At 56.4% G+C, this 19,508-nt stretch carries 17 protein-coding genes; 8 read left to right on the forward strand and 9 right to left on the reverse strand.

All coding sequences use genetic code 11. The features are described from left to right. Positions 1–156: 156 nt before the first annotated feature. Positions 157–759: a histidine phosphatase family protein gene (locus AC3B6F_RS06805; RefSeq protein ID WP_023944276.1), complete on the reverse strand. Its 603-nt coding sequence runs from the start codon at positions 757–759 to the stop codon at positions 157–159. 27 nt (positions 760–786) lie between these two features. Beyond that, positions 787–1,719 carry a ribose-phosphate pyrophosphokinase gene (locus AC3B6F_RS06810; protein ID WP_007284050.1) on the reverse strand — a complete coding sequence of 311 codons (933 nt, stop codon included), beginning with the start codon at positions 1,717–1,719 and terminating at the stop codon, positions 787–789. 178 nt (positions 1,720–1,897) lie between these two features. Between AC3B6F_RS06810 and AC3B6F_RS06815 the strand changes: the two genes are divergently transcribed. Then, complete coding sequence (locus tag AC3B6F_RS06815; RefSeq protein ID WP_426067521.1) at positions 1,898–2,938, forward strand: glycosyltransferase family 61 protein; 1,041 nt, start codon at positions 1,898–1,900, stop codon at positions 2,936–2,938. 50 nt (positions 2,939–2,988) lie between these two features. On the opposite strand, the gene AC3B6F_RS06820 is transcribed toward AC3B6F_RS06815, so the two are convergent. From AC3B6F_RS06820 to AC3B6F_RS06830, 3 genes are all read right to left on the reverse strand, one after another. After that, complete coding sequence (locus AC3B6F_RS06820; RefSeq protein WP_489823790.1) at positions 2,989–3,906, reverse strand: hypothetical protein; 918 nt, start codon at positions 3,904–3,906, stop codon at positions 2,989–2,991. An 88-nt stretch (positions 3,907–3,994) separates the two neighbouring features. After that, the gene (locus AC3B6F_RS06825) at positions 3,995–4,909 is read right to left on the reverse strand and encodes a hypothetical protein (protein ID WP_489823791.1); all 915 of its coding nucleotides are present in this window, start codon (positions 4,907–4,909) and stop codon (positions 3,995–3,997) included. 70 nt (positions 4,910–4,979) lie between these two features. Beyond that, a complete protein-coding gene (locus tag AC3B6F_RS06830; protein ID WP_034880784.1) occupies positions 4,980–6,092 on the reverse strand; it encodes an energy transducer TonB in 1,113 nt (370 codons plus the stop codon). Positions 6,093–6,289: 197 nt separating this feature from the next. Between AC3B6F_RS06830 and AC3B6F_RS06835 the strand changes: the two genes are divergently transcribed. Beyond that, positions 6,290–6,940 carry a DNA-3-methyladenine glycosylase family protein gene (locus AC3B6F_RS06835; RefSeq protein ID WP_489823792.1) on the forward strand — a complete coding sequence of 217 codons (651 nt, stop codon included), beginning with the start codon at positions 6,290–6,292 and terminating at the stop codon, positions 6,938–6,940. On the opposite strand, the gene AC3B6F_RS06840 is transcribed toward AC3B6F_RS06835, so the two are convergent. Then, complete coding sequence (locus tag AC3B6F_RS06840) at positions 6,937–7,707, reverse strand: alpha/beta fold hydrolase (RefSeq protein ID WP_489823793.1); 771 nt, start codon at positions 7,705–7,707, stop codon at positions 6,937–6,939. The two genes, AC3B6F_RS06835 and AC3B6F_RS06840, sit on opposite strands and share 4 nt — an antisense overlap. Before the next feature lie 131 nt (positions 7,708–7,838). On the opposite strand from AC3B6F_RS06840, the gene AC3B6F_RS06845 reads away from it, so the two are divergent. From AC3B6F_RS06845 to flgA, 6 genes are all read left to right on the forward strand, one after another. Continuing rightward, entirely contained in the window at positions 7,839–9,614 is a 1,776-nt protein-coding gene (locus AC3B6F_RS06845; RefSeq protein ID WP_489823999.1) for a chloride channel protein, read from the forward strand. A gap of 63 nt (positions 9,615–9,677) precedes the next feature. Next, positions 9,678–10,145, forward strand: a complete 468-nt coding sequence (locus tag AC3B6F_RS06850) for a RidA family protein (protein ID WP_010503058.1) — start codon at positions 9,678–9,680, stop codon at positions 10,143–10,145. 119 nt (positions 10,146–10,264) lie between these two features. Further along, complete coding sequence (locus AC3B6F_RS06855) at positions 10,265–11,437, forward strand: GNAT family N-acetyltransferase (protein ID WP_489823794.1); 1,173 nt, start codon at positions 10,265–10,267, stop codon at positions 11,435–11,437. A 73-nt stretch (positions 11,438–11,510) separates the two neighbouring features. Further along, positions 11,511–12,251, forward strand: a complete 741-nt coding sequence (gene flgF, locus AC3B6F_RS06860) for a flagellar basal-body rod protein FlgF (protein ID WP_489823795.1) — start codon at positions 11,511–11,513, stop codon at positions 12,249–12,251. 33 nt (positions 12,252–12,284) lie between these two features. Beyond that, positions 12,285–13,076, forward strand: coding sequence for a flagellar basal-body rod protein FlgG (flgG, locus tag AC3B6F_RS06865; RefSeq protein ID WP_007284063.1), 792 nt, complete (start codon positions 12,285–12,287; stop codon positions 13,074–13,076). A gap of 14 nt (positions 13,077–13,090) precedes the next feature. Next, a complete protein-coding gene (gene flgA / locus AC3B6F_RS06870) occupies positions 13,091–14,062 on the forward strand; it encodes a flagellar basal body P-ring formation chaperone FlgA (RefSeq protein ID WP_489823796.1) in 972 nt (323 codons plus the stop codon). Between the two features lie 4 nt (positions 14,063–14,066). Here the strand turns inward: flgA and AC3B6F_RS06875 are convergent, their stop codons facing one another. From AC3B6F_RS06875 to AC3B6F_RS06885, 3 genes are all read right to left on the reverse strand, one after another. After that, positions 14,067–17,372: an efflux RND transporter permease subunit gene (locus AC3B6F_RS06875; protein WP_426067514.1), complete on the reverse strand. Its 3,306-nt coding sequence runs from the start codon at positions 17,370–17,372 to the stop codon at positions 14,067–14,069. A 79-nt stretch (positions 17,373–17,451) separates the two neighbouring features. Next, positions 17,452–18,255: an SDR family NAD(P)-dependent oxidoreductase gene (locus AC3B6F_RS06880; RefSeq protein WP_489823797.1), complete on the reverse strand. Its 804-nt coding sequence runs from the start codon at positions 18,253–18,255 to the stop codon at positions 17,452–17,454. Further along, complete coding sequence (locus AC3B6F_RS06885; RefSeq protein ID WP_489823798.1) at positions 18,252–19,436, reverse strand: alpha/beta fold hydrolase; 1,185 nt, start codon at positions 19,434–19,436, stop codon at positions 18,252–18,254. The genes AC3B6F_RS06880 and AC3B6F_RS06885 overlap by 4 nt, the downstream gene beginning before the upstream one ends. Positions 19,437–19,508 lie beyond the last annotated feature (72 nt).

Below are 19,508 nucleotides of genomic sequence, written 5' to 3' on the forward strand. Positions count from 1 at the left end.
AAGTTCCGGTATGTAAATCAAAGTCCTTTCTGGCCTAAATGTCTCCGACGATACACACAAGAGGCAAAAGTGCAGCAAGCACTTAAACGTATCGATTCCAATACGGACACTGAAAATTTCTTATTTCCCATATGGCGTTTAAGGCCCAGTCTGCCTTTACACTGTCTCCGGAACATGGGGCAGAATGGACCAGCCGGTTTCTGAAGGAGTCAGGTGGAGTGGAATGGCATTGGGCAGTCGAACATTCACAGGAAGGTTCATTCCGGCGCGCAAACTCCTAAACAGGGCACCATGCGCTACGAAAAGGGGTGTTCCGTTTTCTTGCAGGGCCTGATTTACGGCTCCCACCGCGCGCGCCTGAAGGGTCGCAAAGCTTTCGGCACCTTCGGGAGTGTAGCCATCTTCAATCCATGGGTCGTACCACTCTCCCATAGGCTGGCCTTCCTGAACACCAAAGCAGACTTCCTTGAGTTCTGGATCAATAATCAGAGGAAGGTTAGGGCCGCCGCTTGAACGAATGGCATCCCGGGTGTGTTCTGCTGTGACAAGCGCTCGGGAGAGGGGGGAGGCGACAATCCGGTCGAATGGCTTTTCGCCATTGCGGAACAAGCCTGCAAAAACCTGCCCGGCTCGCTCAGCCTGGGCAAGCCCGGTAGCGTTCAGGGGAATATCTGTCCGGCCCTGTGAGAGGCCACGGAGATTCCAGTCAGTTTCACCATGGCGGAGATACCAGTAAGGCTTGGCAATGATCTTCGGCATAGTGAAACCTTCGGAGTTGGGGAAAACTCAGTCGAAGAGAGAGGAGACCGAGCTTTCGTCTGCGACAGCGCTCATGGCGCGAGCCAGAAGATTAGCAGTCGTAATCTGGCGAATGTTTGGCGTATCGAGTAGCGCCTGGGTGGCTGGAATACTGTCCGTCAGGGTCAGCATGTTCAAGGGACTGTTTTTCACGCGTTCGCACGCATTGCCAGTCAGAACGCCGTGAGTGACATAGGCTTCAACGCCTTCCGCACCACGGCTCATCAGGGCATTGGCCGCGTTGCAGAGCGATCCGCCACTGTCCACGATGTCATCCACCAGCACACAATAGCGCCCGGAAACATCCCCGATGACGTTCATGACTTCTGAAACGCCAGCGCGTTCACGACGCTTGTCAATGATGGCCAGGTCGACGTTCAGTCGCTGCGCCAACTGACGGGCACGAACCACACCGCCCACATCCGGGGAGACGATCATCAGCTCACGGTCTGGCAGACGTGTCTTGAGGTCTCGGACAAAGAGCGGCGCTGCGTAAAGGTTGTCCGTCGGGATATCGAAGAAACCCTGAATCTGCATGGCGTGCAGATCCATCGTCAGGATACGGTTGGCGCCAGCTTCCGTCAGAAGGTTGGCAACCAGTTTGGCGCTGATGGGCGTACGGGGGCCAGACTTACGGTCCTGACGGGCATAGCCGAAATACGGCATGACAGCCGTGACGCGCTTGGCGGACCCGCGACGCAGCGCGTCCAGCATCACCAGAAGTTCCATGAGGTGATCGTTTGTCGGCATGCAGGTGCTCTGCACGACGAAAACATCCTCGCCTCGGACATTTTCCTGGATCTCGACAAACACTTCACCATCGGCAAAGCGCTTGACCACGGTTTTACACAGCGGCATCCGCAGTTCGTTCGCCACCGCACGGGCCAGCGGCAGATTACTGTTGCAGGCAACGATCTTCATGAAAACGGCCTCGTCCGGTATCCGTCAGGGGGAGAATTGCGCGCTTTCTAACAGTGTGCTTCCCCGCTGTCATCTGTTCTGCATCATTCTTTGTGCTGAGAGGTAGACTTGATGTGGAGGAAGATGCAGGCGAAACACATGAGAAGACTGTCTGTGCGGCCTTTTCGAAGGTCGCTCCATGCTACGGAAAGGTCAGGATATGCCCCTGAAAGACTGTACGGGTTTCGTTGGCAGAAAGCTTCTGATTCAGGACCTTCCCAATCAGCGGGAAGTCAGGAACGCTGTGTTCATTCCTCCCGGAAGTGGGCCGGAATGGGGGCTTTTTGACCCTTCAGGCCGCACAGTCCCGGAAGCCATGATCTATACGGGAGCAGGAGGGCTGCATACGCCGCTATGTGCACGGGCTACCCAGTCAATCCCGGAGTGCCCTGTTGTCAGTGAGGCTTTCGATTATGTCTTTGCAGGTAATCTGGATAAGTCATCCTGCGGCCATTTTCTGATCAACTCTTTTTCCCGTTTCTGGAGTTTGCCGCCTTATCGCAGAACTGGACTCCGTGTTGCGTTCAGCAGTCGACATTCCATCGCAGAACTGATGCAGGAAGATTACTTCCGGGATATCGTGACTGCGCTGGGTCTGGCGGAGCAGAATTTTTTGCGAGTTCTTGCTCCCGTTCGCTTCCCCAGAATCACCGTAGCCTCTGCTGCTTTCGAAGAACTCTCGTTGGTTCATTCCGTTTTTGCAGATCTGACCCATCACCTGGGGCGCCAGCTGCTCCCCGAAGGGGCACAGGTTCAGCCGGGGCGGGTCCTGTTTTTCTCACAGGAAGCCCTGAAAACGGGGAATGTCCGGGTTGAAAACGAAGCTGCATTGACGGCCATCCTGCGGGAACGGGGAATTGGGATCATTCATCCCCATCAGATGACATTCCGGGAGCAACTCAAGCTCTGGGCGTCAAATCCGCTTGTGATTGCCTATAATGACTCCTGCCTTCACATGAGTGCGTTTTTTCCGCAGCGCAGGGTCATTACCTTGGCTCATGGGCCTGATATGTGGGTTAATCAGTGTCTGATTGACATGGCCAATAGTAATGATGCCCGATATCTTTACGATTCTGTGGGATTGGAACGTATGGGGGCAGGCCATGGCTTCCACATGAATTATCGCATTCCTGACCCTGAAAGGCTTGCGGCCGAGTTGGTAGAGTTCGCCCTTGGGTAGTATCGGGAACACGGCGCACCACTACTTTGGATCGTGCGCCGTAGTCCTGATCAGAACTGATAAGCCAGGCCTGCATGCAATGTCACGTCATTCGACAGACTGCTGGAGTAGTTCTGAAAATGAGGAAGACTTCCCCAACTGTAAATTCCGATGCTGTTTGAAGTATTGGTAGTGCTGGCGTCAGCCTGCGCACGGTGGGTATAGGAATAATCTCCTCCAGCAGTCAGATGCAGATGCTGCGTCATACGATAGTCCACGCCTAATCCGCCCTGCCAAAGGGAATGTGCCGATGAACTCAGCCCATAGTCATATCCTGTGTGGCTTTTCAAAACTGCGGCCCAACCAAAGCGTCCGCGTAAAACGAGGCGTGAAGTCAGAGCGTAATCTGCTTTGAGGCCTGCTCCCACAAAGAAGCTTCCAAAGTCCCCAAAGTTGTCAAAACCATTGGACAGATAGCCGCCCTGAGCAAAAGGAGTCAGAAGCAGCGACTGGGAAAGCAGCAGGAAGCCCTTTCCAATCTCACCGCGCGTTGACGTCGCTTTTGCGTCGTCCTTGCCTCCAAAACGAAATGTGTAGGGAGCACTGGCAGTAGTGTGCGAAGCAAAATGATATTTGTAATTTCTCTGTCCGTCCTGCAGCCCAAATTGCGCAGAGGCGTAAAGATTGCTGATCCCGAAAGCGTCGAACATGACAGAACTGTCTGCACGAAAGCCCGGCGTCCATCCGATACGCCGACTGTCGCTGTTCCACCCGCTTTCATACGAGCGCGCTCTTCCGGTACTCGTATAAGTGGTTCCAACGTAGGATGTTGTGTCGGAAGAGAGAGCGTCCTGAAAAGATCCAGTGATGGAAAGACCGATCTCACGATTTACAGCGACCACTGGAGCCGTTTCTGCGAAGGCCGAGGAGCCAGTCAGGCCAGATAGTCCCAAAATAGTCAGACAAACCTGACCCCGTATCGAACGCATGCAAGAACTCCGAAGCATTTAAAAGCCACGAAGTCTTATCGGAGTGTTACTCTATGAAACAGAGATTTTTATAAGCGCCTCAGACGCTTTATTTTTTGGTTGTCGGATTGGCCACAGGCAAAGGCGTGTGATCGCGACCGGAATAGTTGGTCACGATGGTTCGTACGGCTCCAGCGGCTTCTTCGGCAGCCATGACTGCCGTATCTCCCCACGTGCTATCAAGAGAGTGCGCCGGAATATCGTGAAGCTGCGTAGCAGCGCCAGCTTCCTTGCCGTCTGGCGTCAGAACATGCCATGCGATTTCGATGTGCTGGGCTGGTTTGCCGTCAAGAGAGCCACCATCGGCGATTTTAACAACGCTGCGAACAGTGAAATCAGTCCCTTTGGGCTCTGTCTGAACCGAATTTGTCGCATCTGGTAGCGATGAATAAAAAGCACGCGCCAGAGACTTGTCTCCATCGCCAGGGGCACCGCTGACGCCAGCGAAATAAATCCGTGCCGCGCGGTGCATCAGGCTGTGTTGATCCTGCTGCATCATGTCTGCCTGAATGCCGGTCAGAAGATTGGCCAGTTCTGGAGCTTCCTGTGTTGCCGCGCCTTTGAGTGCCATGGCGTCCCCGGCACTCCACCCTGCCATATCGACAGCAGGCCCGTCGCTTTCCGCTCGGGCTTTACCGTCTGGCATCATGATCACGTAATGGGGAATGACGCTGCCATTATGTGTGTGCGCGCTCATCTTTACCCACCAGTCTCCTGGTTTCTTCGGCTGGGCAATTGCTGGAACGGATTGCGCCACCATGGCTTCGGCCAGAGCGTGCGCCCAGAGTTGAGCCGCATCGTCTGAAAGGAGTGAATCCGCAGGCGTAGGAACTGCCAGACGAGCGGGAGGAAGATTCGCTGTGGCCAATTGCCGGGCTTGCTGGCCGGGGTCCGAAAATGGATGGGGCATATCAAAGCACCCAGCCAGACAGAGTGGCAGCAGAACAGGCAGAAAACGGCGCATCGGGGCTCCGGAGTGGTAAAGGGACATCGGGAAGTTTAGGGCAACACTTCCACGATGTCGAAACAGTGGCTTAACGGCGGATCAGGATATAATTGATTGTCACGTCGATATCGAAGTGATCGCCCTTCATGTCCGGCGGAACAGGTGGCAGATGCGCGCCCTGGAACATGCCGGTGGTCGCGGCATCCAGAGAATAAGAGCCAGACTGACCCGTCAGACGGACAGTTTTTACATGTCCAAAACGATCCAGAACCACATGGACGGAAGACGGTCCATCCTCGCCAGCCCGGGCCGCGTCTTCCGGATAGTACATATGCGAGCGGATCCAGCGATCAATCTCGCTGCCATAATCTTCACTGACGCCTTTGACGCTGGTGCGGGTCTGATAAGGCGCGTTGATGGCACCATTCATGCTGAGTGGCCCGAGAGACATGTCGATCGGGCCGCCAGATCCTGCCGGACGCCCACGACGATGACGATAAGGCGAAGGTTGCTCTCCGAAGGAGTAGTCCATTGGGTGAGACAGCGGATTGTTGTTGCTCTGCCGGACGGAGCGATGGGCCCGATGACTATGTGGCGTCGTCTGCTGGCTCCGCTGGCTCGGCGCATTGCCGGGGGTGACAGGAGCCGGACTGGGCGCTGTCTTGGGAAGTTCGGCAGATGGTTCCTGCGGTACGGGCGGGGCCGACGGCGTTTCTGGCGTGGGGACGGCTGGCGTCGGCGCGGATTGCTGCTGATCCGGTTGCTGCTGCTCCTGCTGGGTTTCTTCCGGGCTTTGTGGGGAGGGCGGCGGCGGTGCCCCTCCTTCTTCATGAGCGCGCGGTCCCTGCATGCTACTCTTGGATGGTGGCTGATCGAACACCATCTCGACCTGCGGTTCGCTGCCAGCAGGCGATCCATGCATGGCATGATGCTGCGTGAGCAGAAGCGACAGAACTGCCGCATGAATACCGGCAGAAATACAGAACGGAATGACAGGTCCCGGCTCGACGATGGTCTGCGGCCGCATCATCGGCGTCAGAACCGGGCGAACGGCTGTTGCAGGCGGAACGTAATCCCTCAGTCGGGAACGAAGACCGGAAGGCGCATGAGCAGGCGCAGTGGCCGCGCGCGTTCTGCCCGCGAACAGTTTGGGTTCGCGGCGTCCTGATCTGGCGCTGTCAGAAGGTACGCTGCCGTTCATAGGGGGCGGGCGCACTCAGAAGAGGGAAGGTGGCGGCACGTCATTGCCAGGCTTTGTGCACCAGGGCGGGCGGGTTTGTCATCCGGCAGGCTGGTATCCGGTCTGGGGGTTGGCGTTGCGTCTGATGCTATCATGGCAGTAATGGGCCATTCACGAAAGAGACAAAGCGCCACAGACCTCGCAGGAAAAACAGCGTCATGACAGACCCTCTCATATCGTCTCTTTCCATTGATCCGGATGTCGCTGTAGCGATCAGAAGAATTGGGCCCTGTCGTCTGCGTGGAGATGACGGGCAGGACCCTTATGATGCGCTGTTACGAGCCATTGCCGGACAACAGCTTCATGGTGCGGCGGCCCGACGAATTTTCGGTCGTTTGTGCCTTCTTGGGCCCGCAGCGTCCGAGACTGGGCCGCCCCCAGCACCAGAGGTTTTGCTGGCCTTTCCGGAAGATACACTGAGGGCCTGCGGTTTATCTGCAAGCAAACAGATCGCCATGCGAGGCGTGGCTCAGGCTCGGCTGGAGGGTCTGGTACCGACACGGCTGGAGGCGGAAACGCTTGGAGATGAAGATCTGATTCAGCGCCTTGTGACTTTACGCGGTGTGGGCCGATGGACTGTAGAGATGCTTCTGATGTTCACGTTGGGCCGGCCGGACGTCATGCCAGTCGATGATTTTGGTGTGCGGGAAGGCTGGCGACGGATCAAGAAGATGGAGACGGCTCCTAAACCTAAAAATCTCAAGAACGAAACGCTTTGTTTTTCTCCGCACAGGTCTGCTCTTGCCTGGTATTGCTGGCGGGTTGCGGAAGAGGGCAAGAAAGCTGCCCTCAACACACTTACGGGCTAGACGTCCTGGCCGGTCAGAAACGCCATCATTGTCGCAATGAACGAGCGTGGCTGCTCCGCGTGCAGCCAGTGCCCGGCGCCTTCCAACGTCAAAATCCGGGCCTGAGGGAACAGAGCGTGGATCAGAGCGTGATGTTCGGGCCGGACGTAGTTTGAATTGCCGCCGCGTAGAAACAGGGCTGGCCCGTCATAGGGCGCTGCCTGGCTATCGGGCCAGCCTTCAATCAGACTAATTCCCTGCGTAATCTCATCAAATCCGATCGCCCATCCCGGAGCGCCATCCAGAGAGACATTCTGTGCCATCAGTTCGGCGACGGCCCGGCTTCCGGTAATAGGTTCGAGAAGGTCCAGCGCGCCACTCCGTGTCAGTTCTGAAGGAAAAGTGATCGCATCCAGTTTTGCAATCATGTCCCCATGGCCCTTCTGGGTCCGGGCTGGAGCCATATCCGCCACCATCAGACGCGTTACCCGGTCCGGGTCAGCAAGTGCCAGCATCATGGCGACCTTCCCGCCCATCGAATGACCGACGACCGAAAAACGCTCGATCCCAAGATCGTCAAGTGTTTCTAGAACATCCTGTGCCATCGCGGGGTAGCTCACGGGACCATGCGGGCTGTCCCCATGATTGCGGAGATCCAGGGCAATCGTCCGGAATGTCTGGGAGGCTTCCCGCTGAAGAAACCCGAGATTACGGGCTCTGCCAAACAGACCATGCAGGAAAACAACGGTTTCCGGCCCATCCCCACGTTCGATGGCATTGAGTTTCATGCATGATCCTTCCGTGACAGCAGTTGATTGAAAACAGCGTTGCGGCCAAACAGAACTACACCTGCCGTCGGGGAGACCACTTGTCCACCAGTCCCGCCCGTAACGAATTGCGTTTTCGTCTGAAGCGTCACATGCGCTCTCTCCTGCGTCATCCGGCTCTGGCCCCCGTGACGTTGCGAGCGATGGTTCGTGCCGATGAAATCTGGCTCGCTGTTCTGGCAGCGGTTGTTGGCGCGGTATCGGGCTTTTGCGTGGTGTTGATAACAACCGTGACGCTGTCTCTGCACAGTGTTCTGTTTGGTAGAGGCAACACCATGAATGGCCATCTGTCTGGCCTGACATGGTTGCCTCCCTGGCGTGTTCTGCTAGTTCTGACGCTGGGCGGTATTGCTCTGGGGCTGTTTGGGGTTGTCTTCAGCAAAATCATGCCCCGCCGGCCCGTCGATCCGATCGAAGCCAATGCCCTTCATGGCGGCCGCATGTCTGTCCGTGACAGTCTGATCGTCGCATTGCAGACCGTTATTTCCAACGGGGTTGGAGGGTCTATCGGGCTCGAAGCAGGCTTTACTCAGATCGCTGCTGCTCTGGGCTCCCGGATCGGACAGGCCTTTCGTGTCCGGCGTGAAGATCTGCGTGTTCTGGTTGGAGCTGCGGCGGGCGCGGCCATCGGGGCTGCTTTCAATGCTCCTGTTGCCGGGGCATTTTACGCCTTCGAACTCGTCATCGGTTCCTATTCGCTGGTCAGTCTGTCTCCCGTTGCGATTGCTGCGCTCGCAGGCGTCGGCGTCGCACATCTGTTCGGGCATATGCCTGCCGCCGTCATGATCGCGGACCCTGGCGTGCTAACATGGAATGGCAGTTTCAGCGTTGTCATCATCAGCGTACTGTCCGCACTCACAGCCATTGGCGTCATGTATTGCGTCACCCAGACGGAAACATTGTTTCGGCTTCTGCCTGGTCCTGTCTGGCTGAAACCTGCCGTTGGCGGATGTCTTGTGGGAGGGCTCGCCATTCTTCACCCTTCAGTTCTGTCTGCTGGGCATGATGCAATGCGTGTAGTGTTTGCAGGGTGGATCACACCTTGGATGGCTCTGGGCCTCTTGTTGCTCAAAGCTCTGGCATCCTGCATCTCAATTGGCTCCGGCTTTCGGGGCGGTCTTTTCTTTGCCTCTCTCTATCTCGGAACGCTGGCGGGAACCGTGTACGGGGCCCTGCTCGAATGGCTGGGTCTGGCGTCCGTTTCGCCGACAGCCTGTGCATTGATCGGCATGAGTGCCATGGCAGTGGCCATCATTGGCAGCCCCATGACCATGGTATGTCTGCTGCTGGAACTGACAGGTAGTATTTCCATGAGTGGTGCGACTTTCGTGGCCGCAGTGCTCTCGTTACTGACTGTCCGGCGCCTGTTCGGGTATAGTTTCGCAACCTGGCGCTTTCATCTGCGGGGTGAATCCATTCGCTCCGCTGTGGATATTGGCTGGATGCGCTCTCTGAATGTCCGTCGTATGATGCGCGGACAGGTCAGGACGATCCTCTTCGACACACCGCTCAACAGGGTGCAGGCTCTTTTTCCTCTTGGGTCGGCGCAGCGGATTGTTCTTCTGGATCGGGATGGGCGTTATGTCGGAATGGTCAATGTGGCGGAACTGCAAGCTGTTCCGCCAGCCGCCACACCCGTCATGGCCTTGGCACACTTCGAAAATGCCATGCTCACACCGCTTTTGACGGTCCGCGAAGCTGTGGAACTGTTCGAGCGTGCAGAAGCTGATGCCCTCGTCGTCGTCGAAGATTTCCAGTCACGGCAGGTGGTGGGTATCCTCACGGAACAGCATGCGCTTCGCCGATACGCCGAGGAACTGGAGCGCAGTCGTCGTACGCTCGCCGGGGAAGAAGGTGCTTCAACGTGAAGCACTCTTGGCATTATGGCTTTGGCGCTTCAACATGACAGCCCATTCACAGGAGAAATATCCATGTCCAACACGCCTGAAGATCGTCTCGCCGCTCTCGAAATCACCCTGCCGGAGGCTGCTGCACCAGTCGCCAATTATGTGACAACCGTTCTGACGGGGAACCTGCTCGTCGTGTCCGGCCAGCTTCCGCTGGTCGATGGCAAGTTGCTCATCACGGGCAAGCTGGGCGATGAAGTGTCCAACCATGCTGGTGTGGCTTGCGCCCGCGCCTGCCTGATCAACGTCATTTCTCAGGCCAAAGCAGCGCTGGGCGGTGATCTGTCGCGCATCAAGCGCGTTGTGCGTCTCGGCGGTTTCATTGCCTGCACGCCGGAATTCACCGAGCACGCTGTTGTCATGAACGGTGCGTCTGATCTGGCTGTTGAAGTCTTTGGTGACGCAGGTCGTCATGCCCGTTCGACGATTGGTGTTCCGAGCCTGCCGGTGAATGCACCGGTTGAAGTCGAAGCTCTGTTCGAAGTCGTCTGAGGCTGCCAAGGTGGGAGGCTCTCAAGGCTTCCCACCATTTAGAGGGCTGAGGTTGTTTTTCCTCATCTGAGCCACACGTTTATCCAGATGCGTCAGACAGATTTGCAGGATCAGCCCTCATGAATAACGCCTCGGAGCCGGAGTGGTCTCTGACGCTACACGCGTCCATTCACGACATTGGTTCTGTTGAATGGGACGCCTGTGCCGGAGATGAAAATCCCTTCGTCTCATTCGCGTTTTTATCTGCACTCGAAGACAGTGGCTCCGTTGCGGATCGAACGGGTTGGCTCGTGCGTCATGCTGCTCTCCGTACCCCGGACGGAACCATTCTGGCACTGGCTCCTCTCTATGGAAAAGCCCATTCCATGGGAGAGTATGTCTTCGATCAGTCTTGGGCGCGGGCCTATGAAGCCGCCGGGGGCCGGTATTACCCTAAATTCCAGTGCGCTGTTCCCTTCTCTCCTGTCCCCGGGCCACGTCTTTTGCTTCGGAAAGACCTGCCAGACCCAGACGCTGTGGGGCAGGCTCTCGCAGCGGGGCTTATGCAGGCTGCGTCCCAATTAGGTCTGTCGTCCGTTCACGCGACCTTCTGTAACCAACAGTCCATGGCGGCTTTCGAAAGAGCAGGATACCTGACACGGCTTGGCGTACAGTATCATTGGCACAATCAGGGATATGGCAGTTTCGAAGACTTCCTGAACGCCTTGTCTTCCCGTAAACGCAAGGCCTTGCGCAAAGAAAGGAAGTCCGCGCAGTCCTGCGGACTGACCTTCGTGACGCGACGTGGACAGGATATCACGCCCGCTGATTGGTCCGTGTTCTATCGCTTTTATCAATCCACGATCGACCGAAAATGGGGGAGCGCTTACCTTTCGGAAGCGTTTTTCCCGCTGCTTTCGGAGCGATTGGGGGACCGTGTGGTTCTGATGATGGCCGAGCATGAGGGTAAGCCTGTGGCCGGGGCGCTGAATCTGATGGGCCGGGATGCGCTTTTCGGCCGGAACTGGGGATGTGAAGGGGACTGGCCATTCCTGCATTTCGAGCTCTGTTACTATCAGGCCATCGACTTTGCGATTGCTCATGGTCTGAGCCGCGTTGAGGCCGGCGCTCAGGGGGAGCACAAGATCCAGCGTGGCTATCTGCCAGCCTTTACACATTCTGCTCATACCATTGCTGATCCCGGCCTGCGCAATGCTGTAGCTGCTTTTCTGGAGGAGGAGCGTGCGGCCATTCGCGATGAAGCAGAAGCCCTTGCGGCTTATTCTCCATATCGTCAGGACGACTCGTCCTGATCATGCTGGTTAACGATTGGGAAAGGGTCTGACGGGTAAGCTCTCCTGACAGCGGGATGCCGGAGCTTCAGTCTTGGAGAACAGTACCTATATTGCCCTTTCGCGCATGGATGCCCAGCAGCGCGCCATGTCAGTCGTTGCCGATAATATGTCGAATGCCTCGACAGTTGGTTACAAGCGCGAAAGCGTCCTGTTCAGCGATTATTTGTCTAAACAGCATGCTGCTGACCAGCCCACGGGTTCTGAGACGCAGGCTTATACGCAGGACCGTGCAACCTATCGGGATTTCCAGCAGGGCGATCTGCAGCAGACCGGGAATCCGCTTGACCTTGCCTTGGGCGGAGAAGGCTACTTTCAGGTGCAGACGGCCAACGGTGTGCGACTGACGCGTGCCGGGCGCTTTGAAAAGCAGCAGGATGGAACAGTCGTCGATGAAGCCGGTAATGCACTTCTGGACCGCGAAGGGCAGCCCATCGTCCTGCCAACAACCGATCATCGGCTAACGATTTCATCGGATGGTGTGATTTTAACTGAAACCGGCGAGGCGGGACAGATCGGAATCGTAACCGCACGGGACAACAATACGCTTCAGGCAGAAGGCAGCCATCTTCTGCGCTCTGACCAGCCAACCAATGCTGTTGATCGCCCGCAGGTCATGCAGGGGATGCTCGAAGGCAGCAATGTGCAGATGATGTCTGAAGTCACGAAGATGATGGATATCCAGCGCAATTTTGATTTCATGGCGCAGTTCGTGAATGCCGAAGCGACCCGCCAGCAGAACGCAATCGACAAAATCGTTCAGGTTTCAGCCTGACAGTTTTCCTGACGGGACAAGGATACATTTCCCATGCGCGCACTCGACATCGCCGGAACGGGCATGCAGGCCCAGCAGACCAACGTTGAAACCATTTCCAACAATATCGCGAACATGAGCACGACAGGCTACAAGCGCTCGCGTGCCGAGTTTCAGGATCTGATTTATCAGAACATTCGCCGTGTCGGCACAAGCTCTTCCGATACGGGCACGACGGTTCCGTCCGGTGCACAAGTTGGCCTCGGCGTAAAAACTGCAGCAATTTACCGCATCAATGATCAAGGCAGTCTGGAGCAGACCAGCAATTCTCTGGATCTTGCCGTGCAGGGAAAAGGTTATTTCCAGATCCAGCTTCCGTCAGGGCAGTTGGCCTACACCCGGGACGGTACGTTCTCGATGGATAATACAGGGTCGCTTGTCACAGCGGACGGCTATCAACTTAGCCCGACCATCACGATTCCCAACAATGCCCAGAGCGTCAGCATCGATCAGTCCGGGCAGGTGAGTGTAACGGTTGCCGGGCAGAATAACTCCACGGTGGTTGGTCAGATCCAGCTCGCGACTTTCACCAACGAGAACGGTCTGGATGCCATGGGGCAGAACCTGTTCACGCCAACCACTGCATCTGGGGACGCGATGCTGGGAACACCAAACACGACCGGCTACGGTAGTGTCATGCAGGGGTATGTTGAGAATTCCAACGTCAATGTTGTGACGGAAATTACTGATCTCATTACAGCGCAACGTGCTTATGAGATGAACAGCAAGGTCATCACTTCCGCTGATGACATGATGCAGACCCTTAACAATCTGGGTGGTCGTTAATCATGGGGCGTGGGTTGTCGTGCCTACCCCTGTTGGCGTTGCTCGCCTCTGGGTCTGTGCATGCAGCAACTTTGCGAACCAATATTCGCGTCGACCATCCACGGGTTCGTTTGTCCGATCTGTTTTCTGGTCTGACCGCCGGGCAGGATGCTGACATTGGCGATGCGCCCGCGCTGGGAGGCAACTACGTTGTCGGTGGACCTCAGCTTACAGCGATCGCTGCTCAATTCGGGGTGGACTGGCCAGACGCTTCGCCTCTCGTCTCCACAACCGTAACGCGCGCAACCCGGATGATTGAAGAAGACGATGTGCTGCCCGTGTTGAGGCAAAGCTTCGACTTCCCGGAAGATGCGCATGTTGAAATAACCTTGGCCGGCTTTAAACCGGTTCCTGTCCCTGCTCAGGAGACAGCGGCTCCGACTATTTTGCATCTTGATCGCCCGCCTCATGGGGGAGGACATTTCAGTGTTCGTATGGAAATCCCTTCAAGTACAGGTGGGAAAGGCACCGCATTTCCTGTTACCGGCACGGTGACGATGGAAGTTAAAGCTGTTGCGCTCCGGCATTCCGTTCGGCCGGGGCAACCCATTCTCCCTGAAGATGTGAGTGTAACCTTGGTGAGGTCTTCGGACGTTCCGGATGATGCGTTGCAATCGATAGATGATGTCGTGGGGTTGGAAACAAGGAGCAGCCTGTCTGCCGGACAGGTTCTCGCCTCTTCGCAGCTTGTTCATCCGCAGCTTGTCAAAAGAGGATCACAGGTCGTTCTGTCCTACTCCCAGTCAAGCCTGCACCTGACTGTGTCAGGCACTGTCATGGAAGCAGGTGGAAAGGGCGACATGGTGCATGTCTATAATGCAAGCAGCCGTATGGTTCTGACTGGGCGTGTTATTGGCAGAACGGAAGTAGAAGTCATTCCAGGTATCACGCCTCTCTCTGCTGACAGCCGGAACCGCCCGGAGGCGGTAAGCCTGCCGACACTCTGAAAAGTCAGGCTTTCTCTGGTTGGGAGCTGGAACGGCCCAGCCGGTGAATACGCTGTACGATCCTTGCACTCAGTCGGCGCATCCATTTCCCAATCGCATCCATCCAGAGATAGACAATAGGCGTCGTATAGAGCGTGAGAAGCTGGCTCACGATCATTCCGCCCAGCACGGACACACCCAGCGGCGCACGCATTTCGCTACCATACCCATGCCCGATAATCAGCGGTACGGCACCAAGAGCAGCAGCGAGGGACGTCATGAGAATGGGGCGGAAGCGGGTGATGGACGCTTTGAATATAGCATCTTTGGGAGACAATCCTTCAGAGCGTTCGGCATGGATCGCAAAGTCGATGACCAGAATGGCGTTTTTCTTCACGATACCTGTCAGAAGAATAATCCCTATGACCGCCACGACGCTGAAGGGCAGCCCAAAACACCACAGTCCTATGACCGCGCCAATGCCAGCGGAGGGAAGCGTTGAAAGAATGGTAATGGGATGGATCAGGCTCTCATAGAGAATACCCAGAACGATATACATGACAGCAATCGCGGCTGCGAAAGCGATCAGAGCATTGATCATGACCTTGGTCGTATCACCTGCAGTGCCTGTAAACTCGCCCAGAATACCGTCAGGAGCGTGCGTTTCCTTCATGGTGTCCTGAATCAGTTTGACACCTTGGGCATAGGTGACACCCTGAGCCAGATCGAAGGAAATTGCTGTCGAATAATAGCCGGAACGATGGGTAACATCGAGTGGCTGCTGCTTCCACAGAACGGAGGCCACATTATCCAGCGGGATCATGGTTTCTGTCGAAGACGAGACGGCTGAACCGCTCGATTTGTTGCCAGAAATCTGGTTGGCAAGAGAGTTCTGGATAGATGAGGAAGCAAGGGACGTGAAGGTGCTTTCCGTAGCAGTGGTAGAGGCTTTGGCCCGGATCAGGTTTGATGCTACGCCACCGGCAGCCGTCCCAGCCGAAGTCGAAATCCAGATCTGATGCAACGTATTCGGGTCTGTCCGATATTTGGGATCAAGGACCATGATGACACGGTGTGTCGTGAGGGGCAGGTGAATGGTGGAAACAATGGCCTGACCGTAAGAATCATACAGGACATTCTGGATAAGCTGAGGCGTTACGCCGTATCGCGCTTCTGTGTCCCTGTGTACGGTAATATAGGCAGCGACGGACTGGCTTTCTGTTGCAGATGAAACATTGATCATCTTCCCTGATGCGCGCAGGGCCCCCAACATCTTTGGCAGATAGCTGGTCAGGCTGGCAATATCTTCGCTGCGGAGCACATAACGGTAGGCGCCGGTGTTTTTCTGACTGCTGCCGCCCTGGCTGTTTCCACCGACATTCCAGAACATGACGTCTGCGCCTGGCTGAACCGGAACGGCTTTGCGAATACGGGCAAGGACCGTGGCTACGGGAGCGCGCTCGCTCTTTTCCTTGAGGTGAAGGTAAAGTTCACCCGAATTCTTGTCGTCGCTGAAAATCGTGGTTGATGTAATGTCCGGGTCTTTCTGGACGATGGCTCCGACAGCGCGCAATCGGCGATCAATTTCATCAAAGGACATGGTCGCATCTCCTTTGATGCGGCCACCGATCAGGGAAATGTCCTGCTCAGGAATGAACTCCTTTGGCATGATGATGACAGACCCGACCAGCAGGATGAAGCTGAGAGGAAGGGTCAGTCCCATCAGGACCGTATGGCGAAGGCACCAGTGCATGGAGCGTGCATACAGGCGGACCATGCCGTCCAGGCCTGCTTCCGTAACGCGGATGATCGCACCGCTCAGGCCCGTGCGAGGACCTGTTCCATGGTCAATCTCCAGCATACGTGCACACATCATGGGCGTCAGCGTAAGGGACAGCCACATCGAGATCACGATGGCGGAAATCATGGTCATGCAGAACTCGAACATGATCGAGCCTGCGGTTCCCGGAAGGAAAAGAAGCGGGATGAAGACAGCTACGAGGGACGCGCTGATGGACAGGACCGTGAACCCGATCTCGGAAGACCCGACAATACTGGCTTCATAACGGTCCATTCCGTTTTCCATGTGACGGGCGATGTTCTCCAGCACCACGATTGCATCGTCCACCACAAACCCGACAGCGATTGTCAGAGACATCAAGGACAGGACGTCCAGCGTAAAGTTAAAATACGCCATGGCGGCGAGTGTGCCTGACAGGGCGATCGGTACCGTGACGGCAGGAATGACGGTCGTCATCACTTTCCGGAAGAACAGCAGGATGACCAGAACCACCAGAATAACCGAGATGACAAGGGCTTCCTTGGCATCGTCGAGGGCGGCCCGGACGGAGCGAGACGTATCCAGCCCTACAACCAGTTTTACGCTTCCTGGTAGTCCAGCTCTCAGCTTGTCCAGATTGGCGTTGATTCCGTTGACGATTTCTACGGTATTGGCATGAGGTTGCCCTGAGACGACCATTGTAATGGCGCGGTGACCATTGATGTAACTGGTCTGATAAACGTCCTGAACGCCGTCATAGACCTTGGCAACGTCTTTGAGGCGAACGGGGTAGAAGCTGTTCCGGTAGCCGACGATCAGATCCTGATACTGGTCCGCCCTGACCGCCTGATCGTTGGTGGACAGCAACATCCGCTTGCCGTGACTGTCGATGAAGCCTTTGGGGGTGAAGGCATTGGCCGAGGCGAGCGCGGTCCGGATATCTTCAAATCCGATACCCCATTTGTAGAGGGGGCCGGGATTGAGTTCCACGCGAACAGCAGGGTTTGATGATCCTACGACTTCTACACGACCGACGCCCTTGACCTGAGCAAGGTAGGGTTTGACCTGAATATTCGCCACATCATACAGCTCGGCCTGCGTCAGCTGATCGGTTGTGATGCTGAGCAGATAAACCGGAAAGCCACTTCCATCGAGTTTGAACGCCTGAGGATCGTCATCCAGAGTACCGGAAGGCAGGTCACTCCGTGCTGCTCTGAGTGCGGCCTGAACGTCTCGCAGGGCTCCATCGATATTTCGGGAAGAAGAAAACTCCAGAAAGATCTGCGCTTGCCCCTGACTGGTATCGGACTCGATGTGTTGCAGATCGGCAATTGAGCCGAGACGACGCTCCAGTGGCGTCGTGACGGAGGTTGCCATCTGTTGTGGGTCGGCGCCTGGTTGGGTCGCCACGACCATAATGTTGGTCGTCGTTGCATCGGGCATCGTCGCAACAGGTAGTAGAGGATAGCAGATGAGACCCGCCATGAAGATGGCGATGGACATCAGGGTCGTCGCGACGGGGCGATCAATGAACAGGCGGCAGAAATTCATGCCGACAGCTTATCCTCGATTACGGCTTTTTGGTCATTACCATTAGGACACGAAAAGTCATTTCGTGCGATGAGAATGATCAGTAATCTGGCATTCCGTGGGGTTGGGCCGAGGGTTGGCGGCAGTAATAGAGTTCTGTCAGTCGTGGCGGCAGAAGATCCGTCAGCCTTGCGCCAAGAACAAGCCATTTCGGGAAGGTGATACGTCGCTTGCCACGCAGTGTTCCCCGGAGAATCTGGCGTACGGCTGTGTCTGTTGAAACCAGCCCCGGCATAGGGAAACGGTTTCTTCTAACCATTGGGGTATCTACAAAGCCACAGCAGACGCTGGTTAGGGTAACCCCGGATTTTTCCAGTGTTGGAGCGGTTGCCACCGTAAAGCGGTCAAGCGCTGCCTTGGAAGCAGAATAGGATGGGGTACCGGGATAGGACACAAACCCGGCGACGGAAGCGACCACGCAGATCCGGCCCCGTCGGCCGCTTGGATCAAGAGCCTGCTTCTTCATGACGTCCATGGCTGGGAAGAGCGTGTTCAGGGAGCCTAGAAGATTGGTCTCAATCATGAGACGGGCATGCTCTTCGCGTTCCACAGTAGGAATGGCCGTGTGTGATGGCGGAAGGCCGCCTGTAATGCCAGCGCAGACAAAGATCATGTCCAGTCGGATGATACTTTCTGCATGAATCCACTCGGTCATGCCCTCTCGGTCCCGCGTATCAAGAATGCGGGTTTTGACAGTGGCGCCCAGGTCTTCGCAAAGACGTCGTGTTTCGTTCAGACCCTCAGGGTCACAGTCTCCCAGTACAAGGTGCTGATCTGCTCGGGCCAGACGGCACGCCAGCCCTCGACCAATGCCAGAAGCCGCACCTGTGATCAGGATTTTCACCGGGCGGGACAACTGCTGGGGGGCGTTTGACCTGACATGAGAGTCCGCACAAACGTATGGGCATCTGTCGTTACGGAACTGAGTGTCCCGTTATGGCTTGCGCCGCCATAAGTGTGATGGGTGACGGATGTCCCGGCCGCACAGAGGGCAGAAACCAGACGTTGTTGCTCATTGGGGTAAGAGTGAAGGTCCTGTGTCCCTGTTGCGATCATAACAGGCGTGGAAAGTGACAGGGAGGGATATTCTGCCCATTTCAACGCAGGTGTCAGAACCGCTTCCGCACCGGGACGCAGCATGGTGGCCGGCGTCAGGCCAGAACGGTGGGCCATGGGAAAGAAGTCTGAACTGCATGTTGTGGCAGCGTCGTGCATGAGCGCCAGGGCTCGCGTCGTGAAGACGGCGTTCGGATCAAAAGATGGATCGGCTTGCGATAGGGACGCACCCAGAGACAGAAGTTCGGGCACGACTGGCGAGAAACTGCGCGGATTGCGCGGACGGAGAAGATCCTGCACACCCTGCGCGTCAAGATAAGGCGGCGCGACAGCGACGGTTCCGACGATATGCAGTTGCGGTGCATAAGTTGTGGCTATGGCGGAGGCTGCAAGGGCTGCTTGAGCGCCCTGTGAATGGCCGCTGAGAACGGTTGTCAGGGAGATATCCGGGAAGCGGGCATGGGCGGCGCGAACAGAGTCCAGCATGCTCATGCCTTCAGAACGCGCATTGAGCAGCAGGGCATCCCCCGGTTCTCCGAGGCCCGGATAATCCGTTGCCACGATCGCAAAACCCTGTTGCAGCCATGGCGCATAGAAATGCTCCTGCACCGTTCCCAGACCCATGACTGAAGGGGCACAGGTCAGGTGAAGGCCACTCTCTCCGTGTCCCCACGCCAGAACAGGCCAGCCGCCAGCGGGAGGTGTGCCGCGTGGGATCAGGACTTCAGCAGAAACGCGTACAAGCTGGTTGGGATTTCGGGCATCCGAGCTTCGGTATGTCAGACGCCAGGCCTGTCCCGGCATATGAGAGATCATATGATCGATCTGAATGGCCTGCCCGGCGGCGACCGGTGCGCTCAGCGAGTAGGAATCCCCATCGTCCTGAGACGCGCACGCTGAGAGAAGGGCGAGGGACAGTGCGAAAAGAGTCGTTGTACTGAGTGTTTTGCAAAAACGGATCAGGGTCATGGCTGCTTGTGATCTCCAGCGCAGGAAAACGCATCATAGCAGCGGAGGTTGTCTGCGGGGAGCCTTCCTGAC

The sequence above is a fragment of the Gluconobacter sp. ESL1110 genome (assembly GCF_058107395.1).